General features: G+C 71.2%; 13 protein-coding genes. All 13 read left to right on the forward strand.

What is annotated here, in order from left to right:
• Nucleotides 1–94: 94 nt before the first annotated feature.
• Nucleotides 95–1,945 (forward strand): aspartate--tRNA ligase, encoded by a 1,851-nt coding sequence (gene aspS / locus ACNTMW_RS18670; protein WP_426634939.1) that lies wholly within the window; start codon nucleotides 95–97, stop codon nucleotides 1,943–1,945.
• Between the two features lie 58 nt (nucleotides 1,946–2,003).
• Nucleotides 2,004–3,224: an acyltransferase family protein gene (locus ACNTMW_RS18675; RefSeq protein ID WP_426634940.1), complete on the forward strand. Its 1,221-nt coding sequence runs from the start codon at nucleotides 2,004–2,006 to the stop codon at nucleotides 3,222–3,224.
• Nucleotides 3,225–3,507: 283 nt separating this feature from the next.
• On the forward strand, nucleotides 3,508–5,457 hold the full coding sequence (locus ACNTMW_RS18680) for a hypothetical protein (RefSeq protein WP_426634941.1): 1,950 nt from the start codon (nucleotides 3,508–3,510) through the stop codon (nucleotides 5,455–5,457).
• 11 nt (nucleotides 5,458–5,468) lie between these two features.
• Complete coding sequence (locus ACNTMW_RS18685) at nucleotides 5,469–6,632, forward strand: acyltransferase family protein (protein WP_426634942.1); 1,164 nt, start codon at nucleotides 5,469–5,471, stop codon at nucleotides 6,630–6,632.
• A gap of 10 nt (nucleotides 6,633–6,642) precedes the next feature.
• The gene (locus tag ACNTMW_RS18690; protein ID WP_426634943.1) at nucleotides 6,643–8,052 is read left to right on the forward strand and encodes a replication-associated recombination protein A; all 1,410 of its coding nucleotides are present in this window, start codon (nucleotides 6,643–6,645) and stop codon (nucleotides 8,050–8,052) included.
• Nucleotides 8,053–8,230: 178 nt separating this feature from the next.
• A complete protein-coding gene (locus tag ACNTMW_RS18695) occupies nucleotides 8,231–8,689 on the forward strand; it encodes a DUF948 domain-containing protein (protein WP_426635006.1) in 459 nt (152 codons plus the stop codon).
• 12 nt (nucleotides 8,690–8,701) lie between these two features.
• Nucleotides 8,702–8,965: a hypothetical protein gene (locus ACNTMW_RS18700; protein ID WP_426634944.1), complete on the forward strand. Its 264-nt coding sequence runs from the start codon at nucleotides 8,702–8,704 to the stop codon at nucleotides 8,963–8,965.
• Nucleotides 8,962–11,646 carry an alanine--tRNA ligase gene (gene alaS / locus ACNTMW_RS18705; protein ID WP_426634945.1) on the forward strand — a complete coding sequence of 895 codons (2,685 nt, stop codon included), beginning with the start codon at nucleotides 8,962–8,964 and terminating at the stop codon, nucleotides 11,644–11,646. The genes ACNTMW_RS18700 and alaS overlap by 4 nt, the downstream gene beginning before the upstream one ends.
• A 69-nt stretch (nucleotides 11,647–11,715) precedes the next feature.
• Nucleotides 11,716–12,162 (forward strand): Holliday junction resolvase RuvX, encoded by a 447-nt coding sequence (gene ruvX / locus ACNTMW_RS18710; protein ID WP_426634946.1) that lies wholly within the window; start codon nucleotides 11,716–11,718, stop codon nucleotides 12,160–12,162.
• Entirely contained in the window at nucleotides 12,162–13,361 is a 1,200-nt protein-coding gene (gene mltG / locus ACNTMW_RS18715; RefSeq protein WP_426634947.1) for an endolytic transglycosylase MltG, read from the forward strand. Before ruvX ends, mltG begins: the two co-directional genes overlap by 1 nt.
• A gap of 44 nt (nucleotides 13,362–13,405) precedes the next feature.
• On the forward strand, nucleotides 13,406–14,218 hold the full coding sequence (locus ACNTMW_RS18720) for a shikimate dehydrogenase (RefSeq protein WP_426634948.1): 813 nt from the start codon (nucleotides 13,406–13,408) through the stop codon (nucleotides 14,216–14,218).
• Between the two features lie 191 nt (nucleotides 14,219–14,409).
• Entirely contained in the window at nucleotides 14,410–15,273 is an 864-nt protein-coding gene (locus ACNTMW_RS18725) for an STAS domain-containing protein (protein ID WP_426634949.1), read from the forward strand.
• Nucleotides 15,273–15,686, forward strand: coding sequence for an STAS domain-containing protein (locus ACNTMW_RS18730; RefSeq protein ID WP_426634950.1), 414 nt, complete (start codon nucleotides 15,273–15,275; stop codon nucleotides 15,684–15,686). The genes ACNTMW_RS18725 and ACNTMW_RS18730 overlap by 1 nt, the downstream gene beginning before the upstream one ends.
• The last annotated feature ends 11 nt before the right edge of the window (nucleotides 15,687–15,697 follow it).

The raw sequence follows: 15,697 nt of genomic DNA on the forward strand, positions 1-15,697 counted from the left end.
GCCCCTCCCGCAGGCTGAGAGAATTCCGTGGGACCCGTAGTGCCCACGCGCTAGTTTTGCCCGAAACGGGCGAGGCCATGAAGGAGAAGTACCCGTGATCCGTACCCATGACGCCGGCACGCTGCGCGCCGCCGACGCCGGCACGACCGTGACACTCGCCGGTTGGGTCGCCCGCCGGCGCGATCACGGCGGGGTGATCTTCGTGGATCTCCGGGACGCCTCCGGCGTCGTGCAGGTCGTGCTCCGCGGCGCGGAAGCGAGCGAGGACCAGGGACCCGGTCGTGCGGAGATGCCGGGCGTGAGTGAAGCCCACGCGCTGCGCAACGAGTTCTGCGTGCTGGTGACCGGCGAGGTGCAGCGCCGGCCGGCCGGTAACGAGAACCCCGAACTGCCCACCGGCGAGATCGAGGTCGTCACGACCGACCTGGAGATCCTGTCCGAGGCCGCCCCGCTGCCGCTGCCCGTCGACGACAACGTCGAGGCCAGCGACGACATCCGGCTCAGGTACCGGTACCTCGACCTGCGCCGCAGCGGCCCGGCGCGGGCGCTGCGGCTGCGCTCGAAGGCCAACCAGATCGCCCGGACTGTCCTACACGACCGGGACTTCGTCGAGATCGAGACGCCGACGCTGACCCGATCCACGCCCGAGGGCGCCCGTGACTTCCTGGTGCCGGTGCGCCTGCAGCCGGGCACGTGGTACGCACTGCCGCAGTCGCCGCAGCTGTTCAAGCAGCTGCTGATGGTCGGCGGGATGGAGCGGTACTACCAGATCGCCCGCTGCTACCGGGACGAGGACTTCCGCGCCGACCGGCAGCCGGAGTTCACCCAGCTCGACATCGAGATGTCGTTCGTGACCCAGGACGACGTGATCGCCCTCGGCGAGGAGATCGTCGCGAACCTGTGGCGTGAGCTGGCCGGCCACGAGATCAGCACGCCGATCCCGCGGATCACCTGGCACGAGGCGCTTGCCCGGTACGGCTCCGACAAGCCTGACCTGCGCTACGGGCTGGAGCTGACGGAGCTGACCGACTACCTGCGCGGCACCGAGTTCCGGGTGTTCGCCAGCGCCATCGACGCGGGCGGGTACGTCGGCGCCGTGGTCATGCCCGGCGGCGCCGGCCAGACCCGCAAGGAACTGGACGCGTGGCAGGACTGGGCGAAGGCGCGCGGCGCGCGCGGCCTGGCCTACGTCGTCCTCGACGCGGAGACCGGTGAGGCGCGCGGCCCGGTCGCGAAGAACCTCTCACCCGAGCACCTCGCCGGCCTGGCCGGGGCGGTGCAGGCGAAGCCGGGTGACGCGATCTTCTTCGCCGCGTCGGCCTACCGCCGCGAGGCCCAGGAGCTGCTCGGTGCGGCCCGCCAGGAGATCGCCCGGCGCACCGGCCTGATCGACGAGAGCGCGTGGGCGTTCTGCTGGGTGGTCGACGCGCCGATGTTCGAGCGCACCGACGACGGCGGCTGGACCGCGGTGCACCACCCGTTCACCTCGCCCAACGCCGACTGGATCGACCGGTTCGAGGAGGCACCCGACCGGGCGCTGGCGTACGCGTACGACATCGTCTGCAACGGCAACGAGATCGGCGGCGGCTCGGTGCGTATCCACCGCGCCGACGTGCAGCGGCGGGTGTTCGAGCTGCTCGGGATCACCCCGGAGGAGGCGGACGAGAAGTTCGGCTTCCTGCTGGAGGCGTTCAAGTACGGGCCGCCGCCGCACGCCGGCATCGCGTTCGGCTGGGACCGGGTGACCATGCTGCTGGCCGGGGCCGACTCGATCCGCGAGGTCATCGCGTTCCCGAAGACCCGCGGCGGGTACGACCCGCTGACCGCCGCGCCCACGCCGATCACCGCGCAGCAGCGCGCCGAGGCGGGCGTCGACGCCAAGCCGAAGACGGCGGCCGCGCCCGGTACGTCGGGGGTCGCCGTGCCGGTGGAGCACTCCCGCTAGCGTTACAAAAGATCGTCACAACGTCCCGGGGCATGACCGGCTGGCAAGATCTCGGGACATGTCCCGCCCCGAGCCGACCATGACCCCGCCGACGACCGAGAGGCGTACGCCGCGGGTCGAGTCGCTGACGGGCCTGCGCTGGTTCGCCGCGTTCGCGGTCTTCCTGTTCCACGCCGGTCAGATGCTGCCGCTGCCGAAGGGGCGCGAGATCTTCGCGCTGGGCGACGCGGGCGTCACGTTCTTCTACATCCTGTCCGGCTTCGTGCTGACCTGGTCTTTCTCGCCCGACGTCGGGGTACGGACGTTCTACTGGCGCCGGTTCGCCAGAGTATGGCCGATGCTCGCGGTCAGCACCGTGTTCGCCTGGCTGTGCTTCGCGCAGGTGTGGCAGGAGTCGTGGAAGCAGACCCTGCTCAGCCTGACCCTCGTCGAGTCGTGGTTCCCGCCGCAGGGTGTGTACCGCGCCAACCCGGTCGCCTGGTCGATCTCGTGTGAGGCGTTCTTCTACCTCGTCTTCCCGTTCCTGATCCGGCCGATCGTGCGGGCCCGGCTGCGGGTTCTCGCCGCGGTGGCGGCCGGTCTGCTGTTCGTCGAGTGGGCCTACTGGTTCACCGTGCGCGACTTCGTCGACCCGGCGAACTTCTGGATCGACCTCTCCTGGCTCCTGCGCTTCCCGCCGTACCGGTTGGTGGAGTTCCTGCTGGGCATGGTGGCCGCGGCGGCCCTGCGGCAGGGGTGGCGCCCGCGGATCAACCTGTGGTTCGCGCTGGGCCTGGTCCCGGTCGGCGTGCTGGTGCTCTGGCAGGGCGCCGAACACGGCTGGTGGCAGCCGCTGTGGTCGGAGCAGGGCCTCACTCCGGTGTTCGCGGTGGTCGTCGTCGCCGCCGCGCTGCGCGATCTCAACGGGCAGTCGTCGTTCCTGCGCAGCCGGCCGATGGTGTCCCTCGGCGCCTGGTCGTACGCGTTCTACCTGGTGCACCTGTCGGTGCTGTACTGGTTCACCAAGCACGTGATGCCGGCCGGGGCCGGCTGGTCCAACCTCGCGCCCATGCTGATCACCGCAGCGGCGACGGCGGTCCTGGCCTGGATCTGCTACCGGTGGATCGAGCACCCGACCGAGCGGACCCTGCGCCGGCTGTACCCGCGCCGGGCCGTCCCCGCCCGGTCGGCCCCGGCCGCCACCGTTCCCGCCCAGCGGGTCCCTACCACCGTCGCCGACCAGTCGGTCGATGCGTCCGTGGGCGTTCCTGACACGGCCGGCGTCGACCTGCCCCGGTAGATCCCGGCGCGGGTCGCGGTTCTCCGCGTCGATCCGGCCATCGCGTCGTCGCCGACGGGGGCGCGCGAGGACCGTCCATTCGGTTGAATCGGGTGACGTTACGGCGCCCGATTCAACCGCGCCCCGGGATGGTCCAGTAAGGTCCCTCTGCCGATAGCGGCGGCCGTCGGCGGTATCAATGTCTCGCCCACGGGTGGCTTGCCTGGTAGCCCCGCTGTCTGTCACGACACAGCCCGTCGGCCGTGACCGCGCGGGTGAGAGCCTACTGATGGAGTCGTTTCACATGCTCCGGTTGACCTTGCTGTTCGGTGGCCTGCCGGTCGCCACGCTCGCCGCTGCCTGGTACGCGATGCGCCCCCTCGGCCCCGTGGTGGGGGCGTGGCGGCTGGCGGCGGTCAGATCCGCCGTCGTCGTCGGGGCCGGCGCGACCGTGGGCGCCGAGGTGCTGTCCGCCGCCGGGCTGCTGACTCCGACCGGATGCCGCGTCGCATGGCTGGTCGCGCTGGCCGGCGCGGTCGCGGGCGCGGTCGTCCGGTACCGCCGCGGGGCCGCGACGGAGCAGGGATCGGCCTCGACATGGACGCGGCCCGGGTGGGTCGAGTGGCTCGTGATCGCGGCACTGGGAGCGGTGGCCGTCGGTACCCTCGTGGTGGCGCTGGCGGCTGAGCCGAACAACTGGGACTCACAGGCCTACCACCTGCCGAAGGTGGAGCAGTGGACGGCGAACCGGTCGGTCGAGCTGTATCCGGCGAGCTACCTGTTGCAGGGGGCGCTCGCGCCCGGCGCCGAGTACCTGCTGCTGCACCTGCGGTTGCTCACCGGCGGAGACCGGCTCTACAACCTTGTGCAGTGGGGCGGCGGGGTGCTCTGCGCGGTAGCGGCGTCACGGGTCGCCGCGCAGCTCGGCGCCGGCCGACTCGGACAGCTGGTCACGGCCCTCACCGTGGGCACCGCGCCGATGGTGGTGCTGGAGGCCACCAGCACCCAGAACGATCTCGTCGCGGCGGGGTGGTGCGCGTGTGTCGCAACCCTCGTCATCGATGCCGCGTGGAGCCGGCTCCGCATGGTGGACCTGCTGCTCATGGGCTCCGCGACCGGGCTCGCGATGTTCACGAAGTCAACGGGCATGGTGGCGGCGGGCCTGCTGATGACGATGTGGTTCGTCGTGCGGGCATGGCGGGTACGGTCGGTGCGGTCGGCGACGCGGTTGGCCGGGGCGGCGCTCGGGGTGGCGGCGATCGTACTGGTCGTCAACGGGCCGTTCCTGACGCGGATGATCGTCACCTTCGGGAATCCGCTCGGCCCGCCGGACGTGCGTGGCCACGCCCTGGCCCGCCACGATCCGCTCGCTGTCACGGTCAACGCGGCGCGACTCCTGCAGACCGCGATCATGGTTCCCGATGACAGCGTGAACGCCTTCACCGCCGACGCCGTGAAGCGGCTGGCCACCGTGCTCGGCCAGGACGTGAATGATCCGGCCACCACTCGCGACCTGCCGTTCCCGCAGGTGCGGTACGTGGGGCCGGACGAGGATTTCGCGTCGTTCCCGTTGCAGGTCGTCGCCGTCGGAGTCGGTCTGGTGTGGTGCCTGGTGTGGCGTCGCCGTGATCCCCGGGTAGCCGTCTACGCGCTGACCTGCCTCGCGGTCGGGATCGGTTTCGCGGCGACGCTCCGATGGCAGCCGTTCGGCAACCGGCTGGTCCTGCCCGGCCTGGCGGTGGCCGCACCGCTGACCGGGCTCGCCGCCGACGCGCTGGCCCGGCGGTTCCGGGCGCCCGCCCCGCGGGCCGTCGTCGCCGCCGGCCTGGCGATCGTGCTGGCCGGGGCCGGCGCGATCGGGGTGAACGCGATCCTGTTCGGTACCCCGCGCGGGCTGTACGGGCCGAACTCGGTGCTGACGACCGACCCGCTGCACACCCGGTTCAACCGGGTGGAGGCGTTCCTGCCCGACTACGAGTGGGCGGCCGCGGAGATCCGGGCGTCGGGTGCCCGGCGGGTGGGCCTGGTCCAGGGACCCTACTGGTTCGAGTACCCGTGGTGGGTCATGCTGCGCGACCGCCGGATCGTCCAACTGGTATCGGATATCCCCGGCCATCCACCAGCGTCGCCGACCTCGGTCGACGCCATCATCTGCGGAGCTCCGGCGCCGTCGAGTTGTGCCTCGCTGATACCGCCCGGCTGGACGGTACAGGCCCACCAGTCCGTCACCCTCGCGTTGCCGCCCGCCCGGTAGGAGGAGGCCCAGTGGACACCCCAGTACGGGCGGTGAGCACCCTCCCGGGTCCCTCGGCCGTCGTCGTCTCCGCCGCGCCGGCGGCGGGCCGGCCACCGCGCGAGGGCCGGCTCGCCGTCATCGACGGGCTCCGTCTTGTCGCAGCCCTGGTCGTGGTGGTCTACCACTACACCTTCCGGGCACCCCAGGTGTGGGGCCAGCCGGCGCCCACGCTGTTTCCCCGGGCGACGCTGCTCACGCAGTACGGCTGGCTCGGCGTCCACCTGTTCTTCCTGATCAGTGGTTTCGTGATCTGTATGAGCGCCTGGGGGCGGGACCTTGGCGGGTTCTTCGTGTCCCGGGTGGTGCGGCTGTTCCCGGCGTACTGGTTCGGGGTACTCGCCACGGCTGCCGTGCTCCTCGCCGTCCCCGCCCCGGGACAGCCGCGGCCGCTTGTGACCCAGGTCCTGGTCAACCTGACGATGCTGCAGATTCCGACGCACGTGCCGCACATCGATGGGTCGTACTGGAGTCTCTGGGAGGAGTTGCACTTCTACCTACTGTTCGCGCTGCTGGTGTGGCGAGGACTCAGCTACCGCCGGGTCGTGCTGTTCTGTGTGCTGTGGACGGTCGCGTCGGTCCTGGCCAGCGGCTCGTCGGACGTCGTGGTCCACCTCGTCGTGGGCGATGAGCTGTCGTCGTTCTTCATCGCCGGAGTCGCGTTCTACCTGATGTACCGGTTCGGCCCGAACCTGCTGCTGTGGGGCATCGTCGGCGTATCGCTGGCGCTCGGTCTGCAGCGGATCCACCCGGCCGCGATGACGATGGAGGGGCTGGGCGTGCACAAACACACCTGGCCCGGTGTGGTCGTGGTGATCACCGTGATCTACGCGGTCATGGCGGCTGTCGCTCTCGGCTGGTTGAACTGGATACGGGGCCGGTGGCTGGTCGTCGCCGGTGCGCTGACCTACCCGCTGTACCTGCTGCACCAGGTGATCGGGTACGCCGTGATCCTGCACCTGCACGACCGGGTACCGCGGTGGCTGCTGGTGGCCGGGCTGACCGCCGCGATGCTCGTCGCCGCCTGGCTGGTGCACCGGGTCGTCGAACGACCGTTGGCCCCACGGTTGAAGCGGGCCCTGGTCAGCGGGCTGTCCGGCGCGGCCGTGGATCAGCGGCCGCGAGGACACAGGTAACCTCGGCGCGGTGGACGACACGGGACTTTTCGAACTTGCCGGCTCGCACTCGCGCGGCGACGCTGCCGACGACGCGGCGGCGGAGATGTTCGCCGCCCCGCGCGAGGACGCGCCGCTGGCGGTCCGCATGCGTCCCCGTACCCTCGACGAACTCGTCGGCCAGGACCACCTGCTGGCGCCGGGCGCCCCGCTACGCCGGCTGGTCGAGGGCGACTCGCCGATGTCGGTGATCCTGTGGGGGCCGCCCGGCTGCGGCAAGACCACGATCGCCCACCTGGTCGCGGGAGCGACCGATCGCCGGTTCATCGCGATGTCCGCGCTGACGGCCGGGGTGAAGGACGTGCGCGCGGTGATCACCGAGGCCCGCCGGACGCGGCGCTCCGGCGGGCCGCAGACCGTGCTGTTCATCGACGAGGTGCACCGCTTCAGCAAGACCCAGCAGGACTCGCTGCTCGCGGCGGTGGAGGACCGGACGGTCACGCTGCTCGCGGCGACCACCGAGAACCCGTACTTCTCGGTGATCTCGCCGCTGTTGTCGCGCTGCGTGCTGCTCACCCTGCAACCGCTCGACGACAACGCGGTGCGTGGCCTGCTGCGGCGGGCGGTCGCCGACGAGCGTGGCATCGCCCGGGCCGTCACCCTCTCGGCCGAGGCCGAGGACCATCTGGTACGGCTGGCCGGCGGTGACACGCGTAAGGCGTTGACCGCGCTGGAGGCGGCCGCGGGCGGGGCGCAGGCGCAGGGCGCGACCGAGATCGACCTGCCGACCGCGGAGAAGGCCGTCGACGTGGCGGCGCTGCGCTACGACCGGGCCGGTGACGCGCACTACGACGTGGTGAGCGCGTTCATCAAGAGCATGCGCGGCTCCGACGTCGACGCGGCGCTGCACTGGCTGGCCCGCATGCTGGTGGCGGGGGAGGATCCCCGGTTCATCGCCCGGCGCATGGTGATCTTCGCCAGCGAGGACATCGGCATGGCCGACCCGATGGCGCTGGTCGTGGCGAACGCGGCGGCAACTGCCGTCGAGTACGTCGGCATGCCCGAGGTGCAGCTCAACCTCGCGCAGGCGGTGATCCACCTCGCCACCGCGCCCAAGTCGAACGCGGTCACCACGGCGATCTTCGGTGCGATCGCCGACGTGCGGGCCGGCGTCGGCGGCCCGGTGCCCCGGCATCTGCGCGACGCCCACTACTCCGGCTCGAAGGGGCTCGGGCACGGCGTCGGGTACGCGTACCCGCACGACGACACGCGCGGGGTGGTCACCCAGCAGTACCCGCCCGACGGCGTGGTCGGCCGCGACTACTACCGGCCGACCAGCCACGGCGCGGAGCGCCCGGTGGCCGAGCGGCTGTCCCGGCTGCGCCGGATCGTGCGCGGCGGTGGGACCGGTAGCGGTGGGCACGGCGACGCGTCCTCCTGACGAGGGTCGTGCGGGCCGGTTCCCCGCCCGGACCGGGGACCAACCGGCCTGCTCCCCGCCGGCACCGGATCGCAAGACGGTGAGATGGGACAGTCGCGACGCGACATGTCGATACCGACGGTAGGGTCTTGCGGAGTCGGCGTATGTATGGGTGTGCCCGAAGGAGGAAGTCGTGCAGATGCATGGCTGGGAGATAGCGCTGCTGATCGTGTCCGGTGCGTTCGCGTTGCTCGTGCTCGCGCTGATCGTTCCGATTCTGCGGCTGCGGCACACCGTCGATCAGGCGACCAGGGCGCTGCGGGACGTCGCCGACGCCACCGGTCCCATGCTCGGCAACGTCAACGAGACGGTCGCCAACGTCAACACCGCGCTCGGCCAGGTGCAGACCTCGCTCGACGGGGTGAATCTCCAGCTCGCCCGGCTGGACACCATCACCGACCACGTCCAGCACGTCACCGCCAACGTCGCCAACCTGTCGACCGTGGTGACCGCGGCGGCCGCGAACCCGCTGGTCAAGGTCGCCGCTTTCGGGTACGGCGTGCGCAGCGCCGCCGCCCGGCGCCGCCGCTCCGACGAGGAGGCCGAGGTGCGCGCCGAGCTCAAGCAGCGCCATCGCCGGCCGCGGCACAGCGCCTGAGGAAGGAATGACATGCGACGACTGTTGTGGCTCGGGGTGGGACTGGCGGTCGGGGCGCTGGTGGTCCGGGCGGTCAACAAGAAGATGCAGGCCCTGACACCGGCGGGCATCGCCGGATCGGTGCAGGAATCCGCTGTCGGTCTGCTCGAACAGGTGCGTAGCTTTGTAGAGGACGTCCGCGAGGGCATGGCCGAGCGCGAAGCCGAGATCCACCAGGCGTTCCAGGCCGGTGCCCTGCTGGAAGAGTACGAGGAAGAGGGAAACCAGAACCGATGAGGACAGCGGAGATCAAGCGGCGGTTCCTGAGCCACTTCGAAGCCAACGGCCATGCCGTCGTGCCGAGCGCCCCGCTGCCCGCCATCGACGACCCCAACCTGCTGTTCGTCAACGCCGGCATGGTGCAGTTCGTGCCGTACTTCCTGGGCCAGCGCACGCCGCCGTTCCAGCGGGCGACGAGCGTGCAGAAGTGCATCCGTACCCCGGACATCGACGAGGTCGGCAAGACCAGCCGGCACGGCACGTTCTTCCAGATGAACGGCAACTTCTCGTTCGGCGACTACTTCAAGGAAGGCGCGATCACCCTCGCCTGGGACCTGATCACCAAGCCGGTCGACGCCGGCGGCTTCGGTCTGGACCCCGAGCGCATCTGGGCGACCGTCTACCTCGACGACGACGAGGCGATCGACATCTGGCACAAGAAGGTCGGGCTGCCGTTGGCGCGCATCGTGCGCCGCGGCAAGGCCGACAACTACTGGTCGATGGGTATCCCCGGCCCGTGCGGGCCGTGCTCGGAGATCTACCTCGACCGCGGCCCGGAGTACGGGCGCGAGGGCGGCCCGGAGGTCGACGAGGACCGGTACATGGAGTTCTGGAACCTCGTGTTCATGCAGAACGAGCGGGGGCCGGGCACCGACAAGGAGAACTACCCGATCCTCGGCCCGCTGCCGGCCAAGAACATCGACACCGGCATGGGCCTGGAGCGGATGTCGTCGCTGCTGCAGGGCGTCGACAACATCTACGAGATCGACGAGATCAAGCCGATCCTCGCCCACGCCGCGGAGCTGACCGGTAAGCGGTACGGGACGCAATCGGGCCACATGGCGAGCGAGTCGCACCCCGACGACGTACGGCTGCGGGTCATCGCCGACCACGTGCGCACCGCGCTGATGCTCATCGCCGACGGGGTCACCCCGTCCAACGAGGGCCGGGGCTACGTGCTGCGCCGCATCATGCGCCGGGCGATCCGGGCGGTCCGGCTGCTGGGCTGGCAGGGGCCGGCCATGCCGGAGCTGCTGCCGGTGGCGCGCGACTGCATGGCGCCGTCCTACCCGGAGGTCGCCACCGACTTCCAGCGGATCTCGAGCTACGCGTACGCCGAGGAGGAGGCGTTCCTGTCGACGTTGCGCGCGGGTACGACCATCCTCGACACGGCGGTGGCCGAGACGAAGAAGACCGGCGGCAGCCGGCTGTCGGGCGAGCAGGCGTTCCAGCTGCACGACACGTACGGCTTCCCGATCGACCTCACCCTGGAGATCGCGGGCGAGCACGGGCTCTCGGTCGACGAGGAGGGCTTCCGGCGGCTGATGAGTGAGCAGCGCCGCCGGGCGAAGGCGGACGCGCAGGCGCGCAAGACCGGCCACGTCGACCTGTCGGCGTACCGGCAGGTGCTCGAGGCGGGCGGCCCGGTGGAGTTCACCGGGTACGAGGAGACCCGGCGCGAGTCGCGGCTGCGCGCGGTGCTGTCCGGCTCCGGTGCCGGGCTGACCGGCGCCGGGGTGGGCGACACGGTCGAGCTGGTGCTCGACACGACCCCGTTCTACGCCGAGGGCGGTGGCCAGCAGTCCGACCAGGGCATCATCACCGTCGGGGGCGGCAGCGTCGAGGTGTTCGACGTCCAGCAGCCGATCCCCGGCCTGATCGTGCACCGCGGCCGGGTCGTCGAGGGCGAGCTCCGCACCGGCGAGACCGGGTACGCCGAGATCGACGTGGCGCGGCGGCGGGCGATCTCGCGGGCGCACACGGCGACGCACCTGGTGCACACGGCGATGCGGCAGTTCCTGGGCGAGTCGGCCACCCAGGCGGGTTCGCTCAACGCGCCCGGCCGGCTGCGGTTCGACTTCAACACCCCGGGCGCGGTGCCGGCGAGCGTGCTGCACGACGTGGAGCAGCAGGTCAACGAGGTGCTGATGAGCGACCTCGACGTGCGCGCGTTCATCACATCGCTTTCGGAGGCGCGCAAGCTCGGGGCGATGGCGCTCTTCGGTGAGAAGTACGGCGACGAGGTGCGCGTCGTGGAGGTCGGTGACTACGCCCGCGAGCTGTGCGGCGGCACCCACGCCGCCCGCTCGGGCCAGCTGGGCCTGGTGAAGATCCTGAGCGAGTCGTCGATCGGCTCCGGGGTGCGCCGGGTCGAGGCGCTGGTCGGCATGGACGCCTTCGGCTATCTGGCGCGCGAGCACCTGCTGGTCAACCGGCTCGCCGAGCTGTACCGGGTGCCGGGCGACCAGGTGGCCGACCGGGTCGAGCAGACGATCGCCCAGCTGCGCGACGCCGAGAAGGAGCTGGAGAAGCTGCGCGCCCAGCTCGTCCTGGCAAACGTCGGTGCCCTGGCGGCCGGAGCGCACGACGTGGCCGGCGTGGCCTACGTGGGTACCGAGGCGCCGGAGGGCGCCGGCGCGAACGAGGTGCGCACCCTCGCCCAGGAGATCCGGGGCCGGATGCCGGCCGACCGGCCCGCCGTGGTGGCGGTGACCGCCCGTTCGGGTGGCAAGGCGTCGCTGATCGTGGCGACCAACCCGGCCGCGCGCGACCGTGGCCTGTCGGCGGCGACCCTGGTCAAGGGTGCGCTGTCGGGTCGCGGCGGGGGCAGTCCCGAGCTGGCCCAGGGCGGCGGGGTGCCGGCCGGTGACGCGGCCTCGTTGCTGGTCTCGGTGGAGAAGGCGATTGCTGGTTCATGATCGTGGATCGTGGACACCCGGCGGGTCGGTGACCCTGCCGGGTGTCCAGGGTCGCGGAGAGGTCGTGCGGTGAACCGCGGCCGTCGGATCGGTGTCGACGTCGGCACGGTACGGATCGGGGTGGCGATCTGCGACCCGGACGGGATCCTGGCGACGCCGCTCGCCACCGTCCCCCGTGACGTCACGCAGCGTGATGATCCTCCGTCCGACATGGTGGAGATTGCCCGTCTTGTGCGTGAGCACGAGATTGTCGAGATCATCGTTGGACTGCCGGTGAACCTGGCCGGCAAGGAGGGGCCGGCAGCGGTCGCCATCAGGAAATACGTGGAAATTCTAAAGACGGTTGTCGATTCGGTGCCGGTCCTGTTCACGGACGAGAGGATGTCCACCGTGGCAGCGGCGCGTAGGCTGTCGGAGCGAGGCGTCCGGGGGCGGCGCCAACGGGCGGTCGTCGACCAGGCGGCCGCCGTGGAGATCCTGCAGACCTGGCTCGACTCACGGCGGAGGCGACCCTGATGTTGGACGAGCTGGAGCTCGCGTTCGACGACCATGATCGCGGACGTGGGCAGCGCAGCCGGCATCGGCGCTCCTCCGTCGCCCGCCGCGGCGGCGACGTACCGCCCAAGCGGCGCGGCCGGTCACTGCTGGCCCTGGCGCTGACGCTGGTACTGCTCGGCGTCCTCGGCGCCGGCGGGTGGTACGGCTACACCAAGGTCAAGGGATTCTTCATCGCGCCCGACTACGCGGGCGCCGGGACCGGTGAGGTCACGGTGCAGGTGCGGCCGGGTGACTCGGCCACCGCCATCGGCCAGACGCTGGTCGACGCCGGCGTGGTCAAGAGCGTCAAGGCGTACACCGACGCCGCCAAGGCCGACCCGCACGGTCAGGACGTCCAGCCCGGCACGTACCAGGTCCGCAAGCAGATGCGGGCCAAGGACGCCCTCGCGCTGCTGCTCGGCAACGACAGCAAGCTGGTCATGAAGGTCACCATCCGCGAGGGTCTCACCATGCAGGCGACCTTCCAGGAGTTGTCGAAGGCCACCAACATCCCGGTGGACCAGTTCCAGGCCGCCGCCGAGGACCCGGTCGCGCTCGGGGTTCCGGATTTCTGGTTCAACCGCACCGACGGCAAGCAGGCCAGCAAGACCGTCGAGGGCTTCCTGTTCCCCGACACCTACCACTTCGACCCGGGCGTGACGGCCAAGCAGATCCTCATGAAGATGGTCGGCAACTTCATCTCGGTCACCGGCGAGAGCAAGATCGTCGACCAGGCGCAGGCCAAGCAGGTCTCGCCGTTCGAGGCGCTGATCACCGCGTCGCTGGTCCAGGCCGAGGCCGGCACCAGCGCCGACATGCCGAAGGTCTCCCGGGTGGTCTACAACCGGCTCAACCACAAGCCCACCGCGATGCCGCTGGAGTTCGACTCGGCCACCAACTACTGGCGTGAGCTGCACGGCCAGGAGCGCAAGCACAACCTGAGCACGCCGGAGCTCAACGACCCGAGCAACCCGTACCGCACGTACGGCGTGTCCGGGCTGCCGCCGGGGCCGATCGGCAACCCCGGCAAGGAGGCGCTGCTCGCGGCGATCAACCCGGCGCCCGGACCGTGGCTGTACTTCGTGCGCATCGACAAGGCGGGTAACTCGGCGTTCGCCGACAACCTGCCCGAGCACGAGCGCAACATCGCCACCGCCCAGAAGAACGGCGCCTACTGACGTGTCCGCTGACGTGCCCACCCGGCAGAACGGTGTTTCCTGAGGTGTCCGACCGCCGTGCCGCGGTACTCGGCAAACCGATCGCGCACTCGCTGTCCCCGGTGATCCACAACGCCGGCTACGCGGCGGCCGGGCTGGCCGGCTGGCGCTACACGGCGATCGAGTGCGGCGAGTCCGAACTGCCGGACCTGGTCGCCGGGCTGAGCCCGGAGTGGGCGGGGCTGTCGCTGACCATGCCGCTGAAGGAGGCGGCGCTCACGGTGGCCGACGCCGTCTCGCCGGTCGCGGCCGCGGTCGGTGCGGCCAACACACTGGTACGCGGAGAGCGCGGCTGGTACGCCGACAACACCGACGCGCCGGGGATCGTCGACGCGCTCGCGGCGGCCGGCGTCCGGACCGCGACCCGAGTGGCCGTGCTCGGCGCCGGCGGTACCGCCCGGGCCGCCCTCGCCGCCGCGGCCGACCTGGGCGCCGACGTCACCGTGTACGCCCGGCGGCCAGCGGCGATCGCCGAGCTGGAGCCGGTCGCTGACGCCCTCGGGGTGACGCTGACCGGCGCGTCCTGGGACGCCGCCGCCGGCTGCGCCGACGCCCCGGTGGTGATCTCCACTGTGCCCAGGGGGGTCGCTGACGGCCTCGCCGGAGCGGTCCGGTGGCGGCCGTCGGTGGTGCTCTTCGACGCGCTGTACGACCCGTGGCCCACGCCGCTGGCCGCCGCGGCCGCGCGGGCCGGTTGTCCGGTCGTGTCCGGTCTCGACCTGCTGCTGGCCCAGGCGGTACGCCAGTTCGAGAGCTTCACCGGGGTATCCGCGCCGGTGGAGCCGATGCGGGCCGCCCTCGCGGCGGCCCGGCGCTGACCGCCCGTACCGCCGTTCCGGCCCGGCGCTGACCGCCCGTACCGCCGTTCCGGCCCGGCGCTGACCGCCCGTACCGCCTTCGGTGAGCCGTTTTGGCCGGTCAAGTCGGTGATAGGGTCATCCGAATGGTTGAGTCGCACACGCGCACCCGTCGTGGACGGTGGACGGACGGACAGGTCGCGGGAGGCCGGATGGCGCTGGACGCTCACAAGGGTGCCAGGTTCGACGCGTTGCTGGAGGCGCAGGAGGAGCGCCTGATCGACAGCTGGACGGAGAAGATGGCCAGCGGGCTGCGTGGCCGGCTGACCGGGGCCGAGCTGCGCCGGCAGGCCACGGAGCTGCTCGGCGCGCTGCGCGCCGCCACCGCCGGTGGGACGTTCGACCTCGGCGCTGAGGCGTCGGCCGAGCTGCGCGCCGTCCTGGGAGAGCTGTCGCGCGACCGGGCCCGCGGCGGGTTCAGCCCGTCCGAGACGGCGACGAGCGTCTTCGCGCTCAAGGACGCGTTCATCGAGGTCTTCGGGTACGGCAACGCCGACGCCCGTACGCTGCAGGCCTTGATCGCGTTCATCCAGGTGGTCGACCAGCTCGGGCTGTACACCTTCGAGACGTACGGGCAGGCCCGCGAGGAGCTGATCACCGAGCAGGCCGAGCAGCTGCTGGAGCTGTCCACGCCGGTGGTCAAGCTGTGGGAGGGGGTCGTGGCGGTGCCACTGGTCGGCACGCTCGACTCCGCGCGGGCCCAGGTGGTCATGGAGAAGCTCCTGCACGCCCTGATCGAGACCGAGTCGACGTACGCGATCATCGACATCACCGGCGTTCCGGCCGTCGACACCCAGGTCGCCCAGCACATCCTCAAGACCGTCGTCGCCGCCCGACTGATGGGCGCCGAGTGCGTCATCTCCGGGATCCGGCCGCAGATCGCCCAGACGATCGTGACCCTGGGGATCCAGTTCGGTGACATCGTCACCAAGTCGAACCTGGCCGACGCCCTGGTACACGCCATGCGCGCGAGCGGGGTCGACATCGTCCGCCGCGCGGCGCGCCGGGAGGCCTGATGGACCGGGTGCCGATTCTCAAGCTCGGTGACGTGTTACTGATCTCCATCCAGGTCGACCTCGACGACCGGACGGCGATCCAGCTACAGGAGGACATCGCCGAGCGGATCGTCGCCAGCGGTACCCACGGTGTGATCATCGACATCACCGGGCTGGACGTCGTCGATTCGTTCGTCGGGCGGATGCTGTCCAGCATCGCGTCGGTCTCCCGGGTGCTCGGCGCCGACACGGTGGTGGTGGGGATGCGCCCCGCCGTCGCGATCACTCTCGTCGAGCTGGGACTGTCCCTGTCGGGCGTGCGGACCGCGCTCAACGTCGAACGCGGCCTGCGCATGCTCGAGGAGTCCCGGGCCGGCCGCCGGCTGTACCGCGACGACGGCGAAGTCGCCGCGGGCACGGCGGCCGACCGGTGACGACGCTCAGC

It is taken from the genome of Planosporangium spinosum, from assembly GCF_049999945.1.
Lineage (GTDB): Bacteria > Actinomycetota > Actinomycetes > Mycobacteriales > Micromonosporaceae > Planosporangium > Planosporangium spinosum.